Raw genomic sequence first — 18,606 nt, forward strand, 5'->3', positions numbered from 1 at the left:
TGAAACGACCGGGCATTGAGTTAAGGGCGGCGTTCGCCCCAGGTTCGTTCCCTGGAATGAACGCTGCCCCTTTTCCTTCAGCTCCACGTCTTGAGAGCCCACCGAAGATTGGCGATTCCAGGCGTCACTTCGCCATGATGCTTTCCACCAGTTCCCTGGAGCGGAACCGGTAGCCTGCATTGTCGACGGCCTTCCAACCGCCCTTTCCGTCATCGACGATACGGCTGCGCATGCCGCCCGCCTTGGCAATGATGTCGTAGTCCTGGCCGGAATCCGCCGGATAGGCGAAGGTCATCACCAGCTCCGTGGTTCCGACATTCACCGAACGGTGAATCCAGTACGGCGGTACGTAGCACATGCTACGGGGTCCGATCTCGACCGTGCGGATCTCTCCGGCGGGCGATTCCAGCAGCATGATGCCGTGCCCCGCCTCGCCGTAATACATCTCCGGCCGGTTGGCGTTGGCGTGAATATGGCCGCGCGTGAGGAAATACTCGTTGCCCACCTTGCCGGGGATCATGCGCGTCACGCCGATGATCATGTCACCGGCATCTGCCGACGGCTTGAAGTCCGTGACCTCGTAGACCACCTTGTCGCCGAGCTTCGCAAGGGCGGCTTTATAGGAAGCCTCGTCCTCGTACAGGCCGGCGAGATCGGCCATCGTCTTGGTGTAGCGGTTGCTGGCGCCGCGCAGCTCGCCCTTCTCGACATCGACGACACAGATACCCGGTTCACGTATCGGCATTTCCGCACAACCTTTCAACGAAATGGGGCAGGGCCCCGGACACGAAATTGTGTAGCGATGCTACATTTTCGATTATTGCCAGACAAGGCCAAAGGCAAGATTTTGCTCCGCCAGAGAGAAAATGGCGCAATATTGCACTGCAACAATTCACCAATGTGATTTCAAATCAAATTTTAATGTTTTCACTCGCTTGACCAGCGTTTGGAAATGTACTTAAGCTACAAAATGGGCCAGAAAAAGCGCCCAGCGAACTTGGCTTCGGAGGAGACAGACGATGAAGAAATCCCTTTTGGGCGGCGCGCTTGTTGCGGCCCTGCTCGCAGGCACTGCCGGCCTGGCCCAGGCGGCCGACTGCAAGATCGGCGTGGCCATGTACACGCTCAGCGCCCCCTATTTCGCCGCCCAGCAGGCAGCCGCCATCGACGAAGGCAAGAAGGCCGGCTGCGAGGTAACCACCTCGGACGGCCAGAACGACATGGGCAAGCAGATCTCCGACGTCGAGGACATGGTCGCCAAGGGCGTGAACCTCCTCATCCTCAACCCTCGTGACCCCGAGGGCCTGGTCGGCGCCGCCAACGCAGCCTCCAAGGCCGGCGTCAAGGTCGTGGTGATGGATTCCTCCATCAACACCAAGGCCGACGTCGTCACGCAGGTGCGCTCCTCCAACGACCAGAACGGCTTCCTCGTGGGCCAGTGGCTCGCCAAGAAGATGCAGGGCAAGCCGATCAAGATCATCCTGCTCTCGGGTTCGCAGGGCAACGAGGTCGGGCGTGACCGCCGCCTCGGCGTCTTCCGCGGCCTGGTCGAAGGCCAGCTCGTCAACGACGGCAAGGCCGGCTTCGAAGTGCTCGGCCAGGGCTGGGGCAACTGGGCCACGGAAGACGGCCTGAAGGCCGCCGAGGACCTGCTGCAGGCTCATCCCGACGTCAACGTCCTGCTCGCCGAGAACGACTCCATGGCACTGGGCGGCATGAAGGCCCTGCAGGCTGCCGGCAAGACCGACGTGCTCGTGCTCGCCGCCGCCGACGGCCAGAAGGAAGCGCTCGCCCTCATCAAGGAAGGCAAGTACGGCGCGACCGGCCTCAACGATCCGGACCTCGTCGCCCGCACGGCCGTCGATGTCGGCCTCAAGGCGCTGAAGGGCGAACTGCCCGCGGACTTCCCCAAGCTGAACCTGACGACCCCTGCCGTGATCACGCAGGACAATGTCGACAAGTACTACAAGAAGGACGCCGTGTTCTGAGGAACGTCCTCCCCGGCCGCCATTCGCCAAACGCGGATGGTGGTGGGTGGGCGCTGCATCGCGCAACGGTGCAGCGCCGTTCCCCGGGCGTCTGCCGACCAACGTTCCTGTCTTCTTCCAGTCCCGTGTCTGCACCGCGGCATCGCATGCCGCGATGCGCACGGGACGACCTTTCATTCCAGCGAGCGCACCATGCCTGAACTCGCACGGCTTACGGCCATCACCAAATCCTTCGGCGGCGTCCACGCCCTGAAGGGCGTCGATTTCGACCTGCAGAGCGGTGAGGTCCATGCCCTTCTCGGCGAAAACGGCGCCGGCAAATCAACCCTGATGCGCGTGCTCGGCGGCGAGATGCACCCCTCCACCGGCGAAGTGAAGATCGGTGGCCAGCATGTCGACTTTCGGGATCCTCGCCGCGCCCGGGCGCTGGGCATCGCCGTCATTCACCAGGAGCTCGCGCTGGCTCCGGACCTCTCGGTGGCCGAGAATATTTTCCTGGGAGAACTTCCGGGCATATTCGCCGGCCCTGGCCTCAAGAAGAAGGCCGGGGAGCTGATCCGTCGCCTCGGCTTCGACATCGACCCGGGCGAACGGGTCGGCAATCTCGCGGTCGCTCACCAGCAGGTGGTCGAAATCGCCAAGGCGCTGTCCCGCGAGGTCAAGATCATCATCTTCGACGAGCCGACCGCCGTGCTCTCCGCCCAGGATGCGGAACGGCTGCACCGGGTGATCGCGGATCTGCGCGCCAACAATGTCGGCGTCGTCTACATTTCCCACCGCCTCGAGGAGGTGATGCGCATTTCCGACCGCATGACCGTCATGAAGGATGGCCAGCTCGTCGGAACGGTTGCGGCCGGCGACGTCACCATCGAGGATATCATCCGCATGATGGTGGGCAGGCCGCTGGCGGCGCTGTTCCCCGAACGGGGCGAACGCAGGATCGGCGAGGAAGTGGTTTCGGTCAGCGCCCTCCACGCGGGCCGCAAGGTACGCAATGTAAGCCTGTCGGTGCGCGCCGGCGAAATCGTCGGGCTCGGCGGCCTCGTCGGTTCGGGACGTACCGAGGTGGCGCGTCTCATATTCGGGGCCGACAAGCCCGATTCAGGCTCGATCAAACTCAGGGGCCGGCCCGTGAAGTTCCGCTCGCCCCGCGACGCGGTGGCGGCAGGCATCGGGCTGGTGCCCGAGGATCGCAAGCATCAGGGCGTGATCCTGGACAAGCAGATCCGGGTGAACGCCACCATGGCCCGCATGTCGTCGGTCACCACCATGCTGGGCTTCCTTCGCCAAGGCCTGGAAAAACGTACGGTCACCGATCTCGGCAAGAGCCTGCGCCTCAAGGCGGCCAGCGTGGATGCGCCGGTGTCGAGCCTGTCGGGCGGCAACCAGCAGAAAGTGGTGCTGGCCAAGTGGTTCCATGCCGACGGCGACATCATCATCCTGGACGAACCGACGCGCGGCGTCGACGTCGGGGCGAAGACCGAGATCTACGCGCTCGTCAACAAGCTCGCGGAGTCCGGCAAGGCCGTGCTCGTGATCTCCTCCGAGCACCAGGAACTCTTCGGTTTGTGCGACCGCGTGCTGGTGATGCGCGAGGGCGAAATTCGCGGCGAACTCAAGCCCGACGCCTATTCGGAAGAAAACCTCCTTTCCCTGGCGATGAGCGAAGGCGGCAACCCCTCCTCTCACGCAACTCAAGCGGTGCAATGACATGACGGCTCTCAGCGAAAACCGTGGGGACGGCAAGCGCGGCTACGACCTCGGGACGATCGTTCAGCGTTTTGCCACGCTCGGCATCTTTCTGGTGCTGGTCATCGTCGCGACCCTCTGGACCGACAGCTTCCTAACAAAGACCAACATTCTCAACGTGCTGCGCCAGGTGGCTTCCGGCGCCGGCATCATGTCTGTCGGCATGCTGTTCGTGATCCTGACGCGCGGCATCGACCTGTCGGTAGGTTCCGTGCTGGCGCTGGGCTGCGTGCTCACGGCCTATTTCATCGCCAATCTCGGCTACGGCGTCGGCCTGTCGATCCTCCTCGTCATCCTCTGCGGGGCCGCATGCGGTCTCGCCGTGGGCTTCTTCGTCGCCTATATGCGCCTGCCCTCCTTCGTGATGTCGCTGGCCATGATGGCGATCGCGCGCTCGCTCTCCTTCATGATCTCGGAGGGGCGCCCGATCTCGATCGGCGACGGCGGCCAGGCCCTCGCGGACTTCGGCTCAGGCTACTGGTTGGGCGTTCCCCAACCGGTTATCCTGATGTTCGCGGTCTTCATCGTCGGCGGCATCGTCCTCTCCTTCACCCGCTTCGGCCGCATCATCACGGCCATCGGATCGAATGAGGAGGCCGTGCGCCTTTCCGGCATCGCGGTGCCCCGTTACGTGTTGGCCGTCTATGTGATCTCCGGGGCGCTTGCCGGTCTGGCCGGCGTGATTTCAGCCAGCCGCACGACCATCGGCTCGGCGCAGGTCGGCGTCGGCATGGAACTCAACGTCATCGCCGCCGTGGTGATCGGCGGCGCCAGCCTGATGGGCGGCCGCGGCGATGTCATCAACACGCTGCTCGGCACCCTGGTTATGGGCATCATCGCCAACATCATGAACCTCGCCGGCGTGCCCGGCTACAGCCAGCAGCTCTATACCGGCCTCATCATCGTCGTCGCGATGCTGTTGCAATACGCCACCGGAACGCTCAAGCGCTGATATTCGCGGACGCGCTGTCGAAAGACTTTGACAGCGCGTCTTCTTTTGCCTAGATTTTCACATAAATGATCTTAGTTCACAAATGTGAATTAGAGATCGGCCGCAGCCGGGCTGGCGCGGCAAATGGGGAGACCTCCAAGATGACTGCAACGCAAGGATGGCATGCCGCGCAGGGCCGCGCTTTCGGCAGCCCGCTGAAGTATATCCAGCGCGCCGGCGAGATCGATCGCCTGGGTGATCATCTCAAGCCCCTCGGCAAGAAGGCTTTCCTGCTGGTCGACGGCTTCGTGTTCGAGAAGCTCGGCAAGTCCATCCTGGCCTCCCTGGAAGGCAGCGGCCTGTCGCTCGTCATGGAGAAGTTCAACGGCGAGTGCTGCCGCGAGGAGATCGACCGCGTCACCGCCCTGGTGGGCGACGCGAAGGCGGACGTCGTGGTCGGCATCGGCGGCGGCAAGACGGCCGATACCGCCAAGCTTGCGGCCATCGCCAACGAGGCCCGCATCGCCATCGTGCCGACAATCGCCTCGACCGATGCGCCCACGAGCGCGATCGCGGTGACCTACACGCCCCAGGGCGTGTTCAATGAGAGCTTCATGCTGCCGCGCAACCCCGACGTGGTGGTGGTCGACAGCGCCCTCATCGCCAAAGCCCCCGCGCGCTTCCTCGTTGCCGGCATCGGAGACGCGCTCTCCACCTGGTTCGAGGCCCGCTCCAATCTCGAGTCGCGCTCAAACAACTTCATCGCGGGCGGTTATCCCGCCCCCATCGCCGGCGTCGCCATTGCCAAGGCCTGCCACGAGACCCTGATGCGCGACGCCCTCGCCGCCAAGATCGCCGTCGAGAAGGGCGCCCTGACGCCGGCCGTGGAGAACATCATAGAGGCCAATACGCTGCTGAGCGGCCTCGGCTTCGAGAACTGCGCCGTCTCCGCCGCCCATGGCATCCATGACGGCCTGACGGCGCTGCCGGAGACACATGGCTTCTTCCATGGGGAAAAGGTCGCCTTCGGCGTGCTCTGCCTCCTGATGCTGGAGGGCCGTCCGCTCGCCGAGATCGAGGAAACCGCCCGCTTCTGCAAGTCGCTGGGCCTGCCCTGCACCCTATCCGATCTCAAGCTCACGAAGGTGAGCGCGGACGATATCGAGCGCGTCGCCAAAGCCGCGCTCAAGGAAGGCTCGATCACCTGGCGCGTGGCGGTGCCGCTGTCGGTGGAGATCGTCCGCGATGCCATCATAGCGCTGGATGCGTTCACGAGCGCGCTGTTCAGGGCGCACTGAGGCATCGGCCATGGCATCAGATCGTGGGAGGCGCCGCCTGATCCTTCCCCGGTTGCGGGGAGGGGAGCACACGACCTCGGAAGGGTGCGAGTTGCGCGATGCTGCTCACGCCTTCCTCCTCCCGGCCGCTCTGCCCCTTCCGAGCCGGCTGCATCGACCCGCTTTCCCCGAAACCAGGGGAGGCTCGGTGCGCCGGCTGTCAACCACATCTCATTCCCCTTCATTTCAAGGACTTTGATCATGCGCGCTGCCGTCATGTATTCGCCCGGGGACATCCGGCTCGAGGATGTTCCCAAGCCCACCGCGTCGAGCGGAGAGGTGCTGCTGCGCGTGGCCGCCGTCGGCGTCTGCGGTTCGGATCTGCCCCGCATGCTCACCAAGGGTGCGCACCGCATGCCGATCATCTGCGGGCATGAGTTCTCCGGGCATATCGCCGAGATCGGCGAAGGTGTGACGGGCTATCAGGAGGGCGAACTCGTCGGCGTCGCTCCCCTCATTCCCTGCCGCGTGTGCGACCAGTGCGCGACCGGCAACTTCTCGCGCTGCCGCAACTATGACTATTTCGGCAGCCGCCGCGACGGTGCCTACACCGAGTTCGTCGCGGTGCCCGTCGGCAATCTGCTCAAGGCGCCCCAGGGCGCCGACCCACGCGCCATCGCGATGACGGATCCGGCCTCCATCGCGTTGCACGCCGTCTGGAAGGCGCCGCCGACCATGGGCCAGCGCGGCGGCGTGATCGGCTGCGGGCCGATCGGCCTGTTCGCCATCCAGTGGATGAAGCTGATGGGCTGCACCGAGGTGGTGGCCGTCGACGTATCGCAGCAGAAGCTCGACCAGGCCCGCGAGGCGGGAGCGACCTACACGATGCTCGTGACGGACGAGGTTCCGGCGGGCCTCACCTGCGACCTCATCGTCGAGGCTGCCGGCCACCCCTCCTCGATCAATCTCGCCGCGAAGCTCGCCGGTCCCGGCGGCCATGTCGTCTTCATCGGCATTCCCGTTGCCGACGTAACGCTGGAAAACAAGACCTTCCAGCATTTCCTTCGCCAGGAGATCTCGCTGCACGGCGCCTGGAATTCCTTCGGCGCGCCCTTCCCCGGCAAGCAATGGACCGTGGCGCTCGAGGCGCTCTCGAACGGCACGCTGCGCTGGGAGTTCATGATCACCCATGAACTCGAGCTGGAAGAGCTTCCGGGCATGTTCGAGACTTTCAAGAGGAAGAACGACTTCTTCTCGAAAGTGATGTTCCGGCCATAACCCGGGTGGGTGGATATCACGGCGCCATTGCATCGAGGATGAATGTCGCGATGTCCGCTCTTCCTTCGTCGCAGAGCGTATCGTTTCAAGAGCGGACCTAGCCGCTCTCGCAGGGGAGTACCATGCCACATCTTCTCGGCCTGGATTTCGGCACGGGTGGTATCAGGGTCGGCATCTTCGACCTCGAAAGCCGCACCATGCTCGGTGAGCGGGAGGTGCAGTATTCCACCCGCCACCCCCATCCCGGCTGGGCCGAGCAGTCGCCCGACGACTGGTGGCGCTGCCTGGGCGAGGCGACACGCGGGCTGATGCGCGACCTCGGCTCTCCCCGCATCGACGGCATCTGCGCCGCCACCACGGCCTCCACAGTGGTGGCCTGCCGCCGCGACGGCACGCCCCTGCGCCCGGCGCTTCTATGGATGGACTGCCGCGCGGCGGAAGAGGCTGCCGCCACCGCCCGCAGCGTTCATCCCGTGCTCGCCTACGCCGGCGGCGGCGATGCCGCGGAATGGCTGGTGCCGAAGGCGATGTGGCTGTCGCGCAATGAGCCAGAGGTCTATGCACAAGCGGAAATCATCTGCGAGTGCCTCGACTACATCAATTTCAAGCTGACCGGCCTGTGGGTCGGCTCCCGCATGAATGCGACCTGCAAATGGAACTACGATTCCGTCTCCAAATGCTTTCATGAAGAGCTTTTCGCGGAGTTCGGCGTACCGGATCTCGCAAGCAGGCTGCCGTCGGAGATCAAGGCTGTCGGTGCGCCGATCGGCGAGATCCGTGCCGAGGCGGCGGACCATCTCGGCCTGATCAACCGCCCCATGCTGGCTCAGGGCGGCATCGATGCCCACACGGGCATCCTCGGCGCAGGCACGCTGCGGCCGGGCGAGCACCTGATGATCGGGGGCACCTCCGTGGTGCATCTGTTCCAGCTCGCGGCGGAAGCGCCGGTCACGGGATTCTGGGGCCCCTACCCCCATGCGCTGGTCGACGACTACTGGCTGGTGGAAGCGGGGCAGGTCTCCGCGGGTTCCGTGCTCTCCTGGGCCTCGCGCGACATCTTCCAGATCGATCAGGCCGGCCTTGCCGCACTCTGGGAGGAAGCCGCAGCAAAGCCGGTGGGCAGCACGGGCCTGCTGACGCTCGACTACTTCATGGGAAACCGCACGCCTTACCGCGATCCGCTGCTGCGCGGCGCCGTGATGGGCCTGTCGCTCAGCCATAGCAGGGCGGATATCTACCGCTCGGCGGTGGAGAGCGTGGCGCTGGGCTCCGCCAACGTGCTCAGGCGCATCCGCGAACTCGACATTCCCTGCAACCGTATCGTCAGTTCGGGCGGCTATGCCAAAAATCGTCTATGGTTGAAGTCGACCGTCGACGCTCTGGGAATGCCCGTGGAACTTCTTTCGCAAGCCAATCTCACCATCATCGGCGCGGCCGCCTCGGCCGCGGCGGGGGCGGGTCTGTTCCCGGATCTCTTCGCGGCTGCCGATGCCGTGACCCAACCGACCACCCTGATCGAACCCGATCTCTCTGCACATGCGCGCTATGGCGAACTGCTTCAGGACTATCTGGAAGCCACCGAACTGCTCGCGCCGCTCTCGCGCCGCCTCGCCACCCGGCAATTGGGAGGCGCAGCATGAAGGGCCGCATTCGACATTCGCTGGCTAGCGCAAGCAGGCGCGACCTTCGTCATGCCCGTGCTTGTCCCGGGCATCCAGGCGCAACTTCTCCGAGCTCTGCGCTGTCGTGGATTGCCGGGACAAGCACGGGCATGACAAAAGCCGGAGGTTCCGTCCACCAAATGACTGGGTTGTCCATCCATACGCTGGGGGCCTCGTCATGAGCATCACCAATCTCGACCAGGACATCCAGTTCCGCACGCTGTCGGGCGAACAGCGCGAACTCCTGATGATCCAGGTGGCGAAGCGCTACTACGAGCTCGACATGACCATGGGCGAACTCGCCAAGGAGCTCAACCTCACGCGTTGGCAGGCGAGCCGCCTGCTCAGCGATGCCCGGGAAGCCGGCATCGTGCGTATCGAGATCGTGCCGCGCGCGCCCCGCAGTCCCGATATCGAAGCACGATTGCAGCGCCGCTACAGCCTGAAAGAAGCGGTGGTCGTGCCCAATACGGGTGAGGAGGACGAAGGGCTGCTGCTGGAAAGCGTGGCCCAGGCCGCCGCCCGCATGCTGGCGGGGCTCGGCAAGGTGCCCCTGATGGGTGTTTCCTGGGGCCGCACCATGAGCGCGGTGGCCCATCGGCTGCCGCCTTTCTGGAACGAGGGCGTCGAAGTGGTCCTGCTCAACGGGGCCATGAACATCCGCTCGCCTTCGGTGCGCACAAACAACGTCGCCGAACTCTTCGCCCGTTCCGCCAACGGTACGGCGACGCTGCTGCCGGTGCCCGCCATTCTCGGCCACGCAGCCACCCGCGTGGCGCTGGAGCAGGACCCCACCATCGCCAGCGTGCTCGATCTCGCCCGCCGCGCGCCGGTGATCTGCTTCGGGCTCGGCACAATCAGTCCGGATTCGGTGCTTGTACAGTCCGGCTTCGTCACCGAGGCCGAAACGGCAGCGCTCAAGGCCCGGGGTGCCGTCGGGGATATTCTCAGCCGCTACGTCGATGCCTATGGCAATATCGTCGATGCCAACATCGACGCGCGAACCATCGGGCTGGACCTGCGTTTGTGCCGAGAGCGCAAATTCTCGATCGGCGTCGCGGCCGGCAAGTCGAAACAAGCCATCACCCTCGCCTGCCTCCGGGCCGGCTATATCAACGTGCTCGTCACCGACGAGCAGACAGCGCGTTTCCTCCTGGATGAGACACACCATGGATAAGACCGAACAAGGCACGCCGGCTGCCTCCAAAAAGTCCGCTTCCGCCACCCCTGCCCTCAGCGTCGTATCGACTGGATCGGCCCTCACCGTGCTCGGCCACGGCGCCCATGCCCGCAATCCGGGCACGGTCCTGAAGCCCGAATGGTTCGAGAATGTGCAGGTCAATCTGAGCGCCACCGAACGTCGCGCCGCGACACTAGGCGGGCGCCGCACGGTGAAGAAGGAGTATCAGGCGGCCTGGCTGGTCAAGGCGGTCCAATGCATCGATCTCACCACGCTTGCGGGCGACGACACGCCCGGCCGCGTGCATCGCCTCGCCCTCAAGGCGCGCCGGCCGATCCGCGAGGATATCGTCGTCGCCCTCGGCCTGGCCGATGCACCGCCCACGGTCGGCGCCGTCTGCGTCTATCCCACCATGGTCGCCCCGGCGGTGAAGGCCCTGAAGGGCTCGGGCATCCCCGTGGCCTCCGTTGCCACCGGCTTTCCGGCCGGCCTGACGCCGCTGCCCCAGCGCCTCGCGGAGATCCGCTATGCCGTGGACCAGGGCGCCGGCGAGATCGACATCGTGATCAACCGCGCCCAGGTCCTCACCCAGGATTGGAATGCCCTCTATGACGAGGTGAAGGCCATGCGCGAGGCCTGCGGCGAGGCCCATCTCAAGGCGATCCTCGCCACCGGCGACCTCAAGACACTGCGCAATGTCTACAAGGCCAGCATGGTGGCGATGATGGCGGGCGCCGACTTCATCAAGACCTCGACCGGCAAGGAGGACGTCAACGCCACATTGCCCGTCAGCCTCACCATGATCCGGGCGCTGCGCGATTATGGCGAGTTCACCGGCGAGATGGTCGGCTTCAAGCCGGCCGGCGGCCTGCGCACCGCCAAGGACGCCCTCTCCTGGCTGACGCTGATGAACGAGGAACTGGGCCGCCCCTGGCTGGAGCCGAACCTCTTCCGCATCGGCGCGAGCTCCATGCTGGCCGATATCGAGCGTCAGCTCGAGCACTTTGTCACCGGGCGCTATTCGGCGCTCACGCACCACGCCTTGGCCTGAGGAAACAGGGAGCGTGACCTGGCCCTTCCCCGGTTTCGGGGAGGGCGGCGCGAAGCGCCGGAAGGGAAGAGTGGCGCAACTTTGACCCTCTTCGCCTCACAGGTAGCGCTCCGCTCTTCCAGCCGTCCCGGTTTCGCCGGTCCATTCTCCCCGAAGGCGGGAGGAGCTCCGGTGTCGCCCCTTCTTCTCCTCCCTGGAGTCACTCCCATGCCCACCGTCAAGGAAATCCTGCAAACCATGGACTATGGTCCTGCCCCGGAAGCCGAGAACCATGTCGCCGCCTGGCTCGCGCAGCATGAAAAGGGCTTCCGTCATTTCATCGGCGGCGCCTTCGTCGCCTCGAAGGGCAAGACGACCTTCGACGTCACCAATCCGGCCCGCGACACCCTGCTCGGCAAGGTCGCCGAAGGCACCGCGGAGGATGTCGACGCCGCGGTGAAAGCGGCCCGCAAGGCCTTTCCCGTCTGGTCCGGCCTGCCCGGCCATGAGCGCGCCCGCTACCTCTACGCCATCGCCCGCCATATCCAGAAACGCGAGCGCTTCCTCTCCGTGCTGGAGACGATGGACAACGGCAAGCCGATCCGCGAGAGCCGCGACATCGACATTCCCCTCGTCGCCCGCCATTTCTACCACCACGCCGGCTGGGCCGAATTGCTGGAGAGCGAATTCGCCGGCTACGGCCCCGTCGGCGTCTGCGGCCAGATCATCCCCTGGAACTTCCCGCTGCTCATGCTGGCCTGGAAGATCGCCCCGGCTCTCGCCGCCGGCAACACAGTGGTGCTGAAGCCCGCCGAGTTCACGCCGCTCACCGCACTCGCCTTCGCCGAGATCTGCCGCGAGGCAGGCCTGCCGGACGGCGTCGTCAACATCGTCACCGGTGATGGTGCCACGGGAGCGGCCCTGGTCGCCCACCCCGATGTCGACAAGATCGCCTTCACCGGCTCCACCGAGGTCGGCCGCCTCATCCGGCAGGCAACCGCGGGGTCCGGCAAGAAGCTGTCGCTGGAACTGGGCGGCAAGTCGCCCTTCATCGTCTATGAGGATGCCGATCTCGACGGCGCAGTCGAGGGCGTGGTGGATGCGATCTGGTTCAACCAGGGTCAGGTCTGCTGCGCGGGCTCGCGTCTGCTCATCCAGGAAGGCATCGCCGAACGCTTCCTCGGCAAGCTTCGCCGCCGCATGGAGACGCTGCGTGTCGGCGACCCCCTGGACAAATCCGTCGACATGGGCGCCATCGTCGCTCCCGTGCAGCTCCAGCGCATCCGCGACCTCGTCAAGAAGGGCGAGAGCGAAGGCGGCACGCTGGTGCAGGCTAGCTGCCCGCTGCCGTCGAAGGGGAACTTCTTCCCGCCATCGATCTTCGTCGACGTCGAGCCTTCCTCGACCGTCTCGGAAGTCGAGATCTTCGGTCCGGTCGCTGTCGCCATGACGTTCCGGACGCCGGACGAAGCGATCCAGCTCGCCAATCACACGCGCTACGGCCTTGCCGCCTCGATCTGGTCGGAGAACATCAACCGGGCCCTCGACACCGCCGCGCGCATGAAGGCAGGCGTGGTCTGGGTCAATTCCACCAACCTCTTCGACGCCGCGGCCGGTTTCGGCGGCTACCGCGAAAGCGGCTTCGGCCGCGAGGGCGGGCGCGAGGGCATGTACGAATACCTCAAGCCCGACTGGGAGAAATCCCTGGCCGCGGCGGAGGACGTCAAGGCGAGTGCACTCAGCGTCTCGCCGGCCGAGGCTCCCACGGGCAATGCACTGCCCACCATCGACCGCACCGCCAAGCTGTTCGTCGGCGGCAAGCAGGCGCGGCCAGATTCGGGATACAGCTATACCGTGAAGAGCGGCTCCGGCGCCACACTCGGCCAGGCGGGCCTCGGCAACCGCAAGGACATCCGCAATGCCGTCGAGGCGGCCACCAAGGCGGGCGGCTGGGGCGGCGCCACGGCGCACAACCGTGCCCAGGTGTTGTACTACATCGCGGAAAACCTGTCGGCCCGCGCCGCAGAGTTCGAGCAACGCCTGGTCAGCTTCGGCCATAGCGCCAAGGCGGCTAAGGCCGAGGTGGAAAAGGCGATCCGCCGCATCTTCTACTATGCCGCACAGGCGGACAAATATGACGGCCGCGTCCACGCGACGCGCTCGCGCAACGTGACGCTGGCGATGAACGAGCCGTTCGGCATCCTGGGCGTCCTCTGCCCGGACGAGGCGCCGCTGCTCGCCTTCGTCTCGCTCGTGATGCCTGCGATCGCCATGGGCAACCGCGTCGTCGTCGTGCCCTCGCCCGCGTTCCCGCTGGCGGCGACGGACTTCTACCAGATCCTAGAGACATCCGACGTCCCGGCCGGCGTGGTCAACATCGTAACCGGCGCCCGCGACGAACTCGCCAAGACGCTGGCCGAGCACGACGATGTCGACGCTCTCTGGTACTACGGTTCCAAGAGCGGCGCCGCAACGGCGGAAAAGGCCTCGGCGGGCAACCTGAAGGCCACCTGGACCAACCAGGGCAAGCCGATCAACTGGCAGGCCGATGCGCAGAGCCAAGGCGAGGACTACCTGCGCCACGCGACCCAGGTGAAGAACATCTGGGTGCCGTATGGAGAGTGATGGCTGAGCGGCCGTTATCCCGAGCCTTCTCCGCGAAACGGAGAGGGCTCGGCGCGGCACCCTTCGCTGCAGTCCATCTTCACCCGCCTCGTCACCCCGATTCCCTCGAGAAACATCTCGTCGTGGCTCACCACGAGCAGGGCGCCGTCATAGGCCCTGAGCCCGCTCTCCACGGCGGAGATGGAGTCGAGATCGAGATGGTTCGTCGGCTCGTCTAGGATCAGCAGGGATGGCGGCCTGGGGCCGCCCAGCACGCAGGCGAGGCCGGCCCGCAGGGTCTGGCCGCCGCTGAGCGTCGCAATGATCTGCAGTGCCGCCTCGGCCCGGAACATGAAGCGCGCGAGCGCGGCACGGCAGGCATTCTCGTCCGCGCCCGGATTCAGGCGCTGGAAGTTGTCGCGGATCGACTGCGCGGGATCGAGCAGGCTCACCTGCTGGTCGAGCATGGCGAAGGGGACCATCGCGCGCACCACCCCGGCCGAGGGTTTCAGTGCGCCGTTGACCAGCTTGAGCAGCGTCGTCTTGCCTGAGCCGTTCGGGCCGATGAGACCGATGCGTTCCGGACCGGTGATCTGGAAGGAGAAGTCGCGTATGACCAGCACTTCCGGCCGATAGCCCGCGGTCACCCCCTCCAACTCCAGCACAACCTTGCTCGTGGGCAAACCTGTTGACGCCAGTGCGACCGACAACGGTTGCAGCACCTCGATCTTCTCCCGCGCGGCTGCCATCTCGTCGAGCGCCTGCGCACGGCGGCGCTCGGTGATGCGCGTATTGTCGGCCGATGTCGTCTCGCTTCTTTCCTTCAGCCCGCCCAGCGCTATACGGGGAATGCCGCCCCTTGCCGCCTTTTTCCTGCCGACGCCGTCGCGTCGCGCCTGACGCTCGACCGCCGCCTGGGCGTTGCGGGCAACCTCCGAGACATGCTTCTCGGCCTCCGCCAGATCGTGCCGCGCGGAAGCCAGTTCCAGCGCCCTGCGCTCGCGATACCGGCTCCAATTGCCTCCATAACGCGTGGCGCCAAGCATGGTCAGTTCGACGATGGCATCCATGGTCTCGAGCAATTCCCGGTCATGGCTGACGACGATTGCACCAGCCCGCCAGTTGGCCAGCAACGCGATGACGGCCTCGCGTCCCTGGCGATCGAGATTGTTCGTCGGCTCGTCCAGGATCACGAAATCCGGCTCAGCGAAGACAAGGGCGGCAAGGCCCGCCCGCGTGCGCTGTCCGCCGGACAGATCGGCGAGCGGGGTATCGGGTTCCATCTGCAACCCGGCGCGGGCAAGGGCCGCAGCCATGCGCGCCTCCAGGGTCCAGTCTGCCCCGGCGAGTTCCTCCGCGGAGGCCTCGCCAGTCTGCGCACGGCCCAGCACGGCCAGCGCCCCGGATGTCCCGAAGAGGTCGGCAACCGTTTCCCGAGGCTCGACCCGGACACCCTGGCGCAGCATGCCCAGCGTGCCGTTGACGGCGATGGCCCCGACCTGAGGCCGCGTCTGCCCGGCGATCAGGCCGAGCAGCGTGGTCTTGCCGATCCCGTTGCGTCCGACGAGCCCGGTGCGCTCAGCTCCGAAAGTCAGATCGAGATGGGAAAAAAGGGTCCGCCCCTCAGGCGTGGACCAGGAAAGATTGGAAAGAGTAATCGAGGCAGGCATGGACATACGAGATCCCGGTGGCAAGGCGAAGCGGCATTGCGATCGGGCTGTTGTCCATGAAGCACCATCCTGTCGGAGTACGATGGAGGAAATTTACGGGAGTGGGCATCCACATGCAAGGCCATGCAGCAGCGATGACCGGGTGTGAGGACTATTGCAGGAACAGGGGGCCTCGACGAACGCTATTCTCGCACGGACGGTTTCGGCCAGGGCGTCTCGGCAACCGGGGTGAGCGGTCCCTTGCCGTCACGCCAGGAAACGAGATTGTCGATCACGAGCTGGGCCATGGCGCCACGCGTATGGTGTGATGCCGAGCCGACATGGGGCAGGAGCACGACATTGTCGAGCGCGATCAGGGCGGCCGGCACCTTCGGCTCCTCCGCGAACACGTCGAGGCCGGCGCCGAGGATCTCCTTGTTCTGAAGCGCCGCGATCAGGGCGGGCTCGTCGACCACCGTGCCGCGCGCCACATTGATCAGGATGCCCTCGGGGCCGAGCGCCTTCAGCACCTCGGCATTGACGATATTGCGCGTCTCGGGGCCGCCGGGAAGGATCAGGATCAGCGTGTCGACGGCCTCCGCCAGGGCGAGCACGCTGTCGTAGTAGGGATAGGCGACATCCGCCTGCCGGCGCCTGCCGAAATAGGCAATCTTGAGCCCGAAGGCCTCGGCACGCTTTGCGATGGCCTTGCCGATGCGCCCCAGGCCGACGATGCCGAGGGTACGGCCTCGCAGGGTGCCCCTGGTCAGCGGGTAGTTCGCCCCGAGCCACTTGCCTTCGCGCAGATATTTCTCCGCCTGTGGCAGCTCGCGCGCCGTGGAGATCAACAGCCCCATGGCGAGGTCGGCGACATCCTCGTTGAGCACATCCGGGGTGTTGGTGACGATGATGCCGCGCTTTGCCGCCGCGACGGCGTCGACGGTGTCATAGCCCACGCCGAAATTGGCGATGATCTCGAGCTTCGGCAGCGCCTCGATCATCGCGGCATCGACCACGGAATGGCTGCCGGCGGCAATGAACCGCACCTTGTCTCCGAGCCCCGCCAACATCGCCGCCGGGTCAGCCGCCTCCCAGAGCCTGTGCGGGGTGAACTCCTTCTCCAGCACCGCCATGGCGTGGGGCTGCATCGGGCGGGGCATCAGGAGATCGGGACGAGACATGGCGGCAGGGATCCGGAACGGGCAATGACGAGGCAGGCGGCAATGGGTCGATCAATATTGAGGCAGTTTTCCGCCCAGTTCGTCGTCAATATAGACCTTGATGATGGCATCCATGTCGGGATCGGCGACAAAACCGAGCGAGAGCGCTCGCGCGGTGTCGAAGTCGCGCGGCCATCCGGCCACGATCTTCTCGATCACGGGATCGGGCTCGCGGCGGATCAGCGCGACGGCCTTGTCGCCAGCGGCACGACGCAGGGCCTCAATCTCCTCGGCGACAGTGACCGAGAGGCCAGGCATCGAGAGATTCCGGCGCCAGCCGAGCTGCGAGGTGTCGATTGCCGCGGCATGGTGCAGGAAGCCGATGGCCGAACGCGGGCTAGCGAACCAGTGCCGCACCTGATCGGATACCGGCAGGACCGCCTCCTGGCCGTTGAGCGGCTCGCGCAGGATGCCGGAGAAGAAGCCGGACGCCGCCTTGTTCGGCTTGCCCGGACGCACGGCGATGGTGGGCAGGCGGATACCGATGCCGTCGAAGAAACCCTTGCGGCTGTAATCGGACAGCAGCAGTTCGCCGATCGCCTTCTGGGTGCCGTAGGAGGTGAGCGGGGTGTTGAAGAACTCGTCGCCGATACGCTCCGGGAAGGGCGCGCCGAACACGGCGATGGAGGAGGAGAAGATCACACGGGGATGGTAACCCTCGCCCGGAGCGCTGTTGCCATGGGCCTTGCGGATGGCTTCGAACAGGCTGGTCGTGCCTTCGAGATTGATGCGATAGCCCTTGTCGAAGTCGGCTTCCGCTTCGCCGGAGACGATGGCGGCCAGATGGACGATCACGTCAGGGAGCGCCTCGATCAGCCGCTCGGCCGTACCGGGAGCAGGCAGATCGTCCTGGGAAGCGCTGCAGGTGAAAGGCAGGCCGGCCGGAACGAGAGGGAGCACGACATCACTGAGCAGCACCTCATCGACTCGCTTGCCGCCAAACATGCCGCTCTGGGCAATGCTTTCGAACAGTTTGCGGCCGATCATGCCGGCCGCACCCAGAATAAGCACCTTCATCGCCACGCCTCGTCATTTCCCCGGGTGCGGTCGACCGCCAGATTCGCGGCGCCACGCCCTGCCAGAATTCTTGCTTGTGAACCGCCCGGACGGGCGACGCACTAGCGATAGGACCTTTGAGGAGACGAGGCAAGCCGTGGTCTTACAATTACTGTGCGGCGAGCCGGCCTCCCGGCCGGCCCGGCATTTGCCTCACAGCCGCCATCCAGGGGCTCTCGGCCGGTGAGGCCGGCGAGCCCTCAGACCTTCGGCCCGACGACGGCGAACATGGCTCCCTGCGGATCAAACCCCTGGACGATCCACATGCCGCCGGGTACCTCCATGGGGCCGTTGAGGATCTTACCGCCATTGGCCGAAATGCGGCCGGTGGTGGCTTCGATGTCGGAGACGTTGATATAATACAGCCAGAACGGCATGGGGGTTTCCGGCATCTTGGTCATGATGCCGCCGAAGTCGACGTCGCCCTTGCCATAGATCTGATAGATGCCCATCGGGCCCATATCCATGCCCTCGCCCTTCCGCCACCCGAACAGATTCGAATAGAACGTGAAGGCGCTCGGACCGTCGCCGGCATGCAGTTCGCGCCAGGCAATCAGGCCGGGGGTGTTCATAGGCGGCATCTCCGGCGCCTCGCCTTGGCCCTTGAACAGGCAGAATACTGCGCCTTGCGGATCGGCCGCCACGGCAAAACGGCCGATTCCGGGGATGTCGTCGGGGTCGCGAAGGATCCTGCCCCCCGCCTTCCTGATCTCCGCGGCGACCGCATCGACGTCGTTGCAGCCCACATAGCCAATCCAGGCCGGTCGGGCGCCCATTGCGGCGGCATCGGGTGGCACGGTCATCAGGCCGGCGACCCGGGTGCCGTTGGTGGAAAACAGCGTGTAGTCCACCCCGGGCATGCCGGAATCGGCGGCATCCCAGCCGGTGACCGCCTTGTAGAAGGCTTCCGCAGCCTTGGTGTCGCTCGTCATCAGTTCGTACCAGACAAAGGTGCCGTGATGGTCGGTCATGTCTTTTCTCCC

Annotated in this window: 14 protein-coding genes; 9 read left to right on the forward strand and 5 right to left on the reverse strand. The window is 65.4% G+C overall.

Translation table 11 applies throughout. The annotated features are described in order from the left end of the window. Positions 1-124 precede the first annotated feature (124 nt). Positions 125-745 (reverse strand): glucose-6-phosphate isomerase, encoded by a 621-nt coding sequence (locus tag AC6H34_RS04770; protein WP_497538068.1) that lies wholly within the window; start codon positions 743-745, stop codon positions 125-127. 274 nt (positions 746-1,019) lie between these two features. On the opposite strand from AC6H34_RS04770, the gene AC6H34_RS04775 reads away from it, so the two are divergent. From AC6H34_RS04775 to AC6H34_RS04815, 9 genes are all read left to right on the forward strand, one after another. Then, the gene (locus AC6H34_RS04775) at positions 1,020-1,988 is read left to right on the forward strand and encodes a sugar ABC transporter substrate-binding protein (RefSeq protein WP_448151104.1); all 969 of its coding nucleotides are present in this window, start codon (positions 1,020-1,022) and stop codon (positions 1,986-1,988) included. Positions 1,989-2,180: 192 nt separating this feature from the next. After that, a complete protein-coding gene (locus tag AC6H34_RS04780; RefSeq protein ID WP_497538069.1) occupies positions 2,181-3,698 on the forward strand; it encodes a sugar ABC transporter ATP-binding protein in 1,518 nt (505 codons plus the stop codon). 1 nt (position 3,699) lies between these two features. Then, on the forward strand, positions 3,700-4,689 hold the full coding sequence (locus tag AC6H34_RS04785; RefSeq protein ID WP_448151102.1) for an ABC transporter permease: 990 nt from the start codon (positions 3,700-3,702) through the stop codon (positions 4,687-4,689). Positions 4,690-4,829: 140 nt separating this feature from the next. After that, a complete protein-coding gene (locus AC6H34_RS04790) occupies positions 4,830-5,966 on the forward strand; it encodes a glycerol dehydrogenase (protein WP_497538070.1) in 1,137 nt (378 codons plus the stop codon). A gap of 240 nt (positions 5,967-6,206) precedes the next feature. Continuing rightward, positions 6,207-7,223, forward strand: coding sequence for a galactitol-1-phosphate 5-dehydrogenase (locus AC6H34_RS04795; RefSeq protein ID WP_448151100.1), 1,017 nt, complete (start codon positions 6,207-6,209; stop codon positions 7,221-7,223). A 122-nt stretch (positions 7,224-7,345) separates the two neighbouring features. Further along, complete coding sequence (locus tag AC6H34_RS04800; protein WP_448151099.1) at positions 7,346-8,863, forward strand: FGGY-family carbohydrate kinase; 1,518 nt, start codon at positions 7,346-7,348, stop codon at positions 8,861-8,863. Positions 8,864-9,062: 199 nt separating this feature from the next. Continuing rightward, entirely contained in the window at positions 9,063-10,061 is a 999-nt protein-coding gene (locus AC6H34_RS04805; RefSeq protein ID WP_448151098.1) for a sugar-binding transcriptional regulator, read from the forward strand. Then, entirely contained in the window at positions 10,054-11,115 is a 1,062-nt protein-coding gene (gene deoC, locus AC6H34_RS04810) for a deoxyribose-phosphate aldolase (RefSeq protein ID WP_448151097.1), read from the forward strand. Before AC6H34_RS04805 ends, deoC begins: the two co-directional genes overlap by 8 nt. Positions 11,116-11,322: 207 nt before the next feature. Beyond that, positions 11,323-13,719: an aldehyde dehydrogenase family protein gene (locus tag AC6H34_RS04815; RefSeq protein WP_497538071.1), complete on the forward strand. Its 2,397-nt coding sequence runs from the start codon at positions 11,323-11,325 to the stop codon at positions 13,717-13,719. A gap of 14 nt (positions 13,720-13,733) precedes the next feature. Here the strand turns inward: AC6H34_RS04815 and AC6H34_RS04820 are convergent, their stop codons facing one another. From AC6H34_RS04820 to AC6H34_RS04835, 4 genes are all read right to left on the reverse strand, one after another. Then, on the reverse strand, positions 13,734-15,368 hold the full coding sequence (locus AC6H34_RS04820; RefSeq protein WP_497538072.1) for an ABC-F family ATP-binding cassette domain-containing protein: 1,635 nt from the start codon (positions 15,366-15,368) through the stop codon (positions 13,734-13,736). A gap of 182 nt (positions 15,369-15,550) precedes the next feature. Continuing rightward, a complete protein-coding gene (locus tag AC6H34_RS04825) occupies positions 15,551-16,528 on the reverse strand; it encodes a 2-hydroxyacid dehydrogenase (protein WP_448151095.1) in 978 nt (325 codons plus the stop codon). Positions 16,529-16,579: 51 nt separating this feature from the next. Beyond that, positions 16,580-17,584, reverse strand: a complete 1,005-nt coding sequence (denD, locus tag AC6H34_RS04830; RefSeq protein WP_448151094.1) for a D-erythronate dehydrogenase — start codon at positions 17,582-17,584, stop codon at positions 16,580-16,582. Between the two features lie 239 nt (positions 17,585-17,823). Beyond that, the gene (locus AC6H34_RS04835) at positions 17,824-18,594 is read right to left on the reverse strand and encodes a VOC family protein (RefSeq protein WP_448151093.1); all 771 of its coding nucleotides are present in this window, start codon (positions 18,592-18,594) and stop codon (positions 17,824-17,826) included. Between the last annotated feature and the right edge of the window lie 12 nt (positions 18,595-18,606).

It is taken from the genome of Labrys sp. ALF-8, assembly GCF_059699065.1.

Excerpts from the sequence above, each read along its gene's own strand:
- AC6H34_RS04770 (WP_497538068.1), bottom strand. The coding sequence starts at position 745 with ATGCCGATACGTGAACCGGGTATCTGTGTCGTCGATGTCGAGAAGGGC.
- AC6H34_RS04785 (WP_448151102.1), top strand. The coding sequence starts at position 3,700 with ATGACGGCTCTCAGCGAAAACCGTGGGGACGGCAAGCGCGGCTACGAC.
- AC6H34_RS04815 (WP_497538071.1), top strand. The coding sequence starts at position 11,323 with ATGCCCACCGTCAAGGAAATCCTGCAAACCATGGACTATGGTCCTGCC.
- AC6H34_RS04795 (WP_448151100.1), top strand. The coding sequence starts at position 6,207 with ATGCGCGCTGCCGTCATGTATTCGCCCGGGGACATCCGGCTCGAGGAT.
- AC6H34_RS04775 (WP_448151104.1), top strand. The coding sequence starts at position 1,020 with ATGAAGAAATCCCTTTTGGGCGGCGCGCTTGTTGCGGCCCTGCTCGCA.
- AC6H34_RS04835 (WP_448151093.1), bottom strand. The coding sequence starts at position 18,594 with ATGACCGACCATCACGGCACCTTTGTCTGGTACGAACTGATGACGAGC.
- AC6H34_RS04790 (WP_497538070.1), top strand. The coding sequence starts at position 4,830 with ATGACTGCAACGCAAGGATGGCATGCCGCGCAGGGCCGCGCTTTCGGC.
- deoC (WP_448151097.1), top strand. The coding sequence starts at position 10,054 with ATGGATAAGACCGAACAAGGCACGCCGGCTGCCTCCAAAAAGTCCGCT.
- AC6H34_RS04805 (WP_448151098.1), top strand. The coding sequence starts at position 9,063 with ATGAGCATCACCAATCTCGACCAGGACATCCAGTTCCGCACGCTGTCG.
- AC6H34_RS04825 (WP_448151095.1), bottom strand. The coding sequence starts at position 16,528 with ATGTCTCGTCCCGATCTCCTGATGCCCCGCCCGATGCAGCCCCACGCC.
- AC6H34_RS04800 (WP_448151099.1), top strand. The coding sequence starts at position 7,346 with ATGCCACATCTTCTCGGCCTGGATTTCGGCACGGGTGGTATCAGGGTC.
- AC6H34_RS04820 (WP_497538072.1), bottom strand. The coding sequence starts at position 15,368 with ATGCCTGCCTCGATTACTCTTTCCAATCTTTCCTGGTCCACGCCTGAG.
- AC6H34_RS04780 (WP_497538069.1), top strand. The coding sequence starts at position 2,181 with ATGCCTGAACTCGCACGGCTTACGGCCATCACCAAATCCTTCGGCGGC.
- denD (WP_448151094.1), bottom strand. The coding sequence starts at position 17,584 with ATGAAGGTGCTTATTCTGGGTGCGGCCGGCATGATCGGCCGCAAACTG.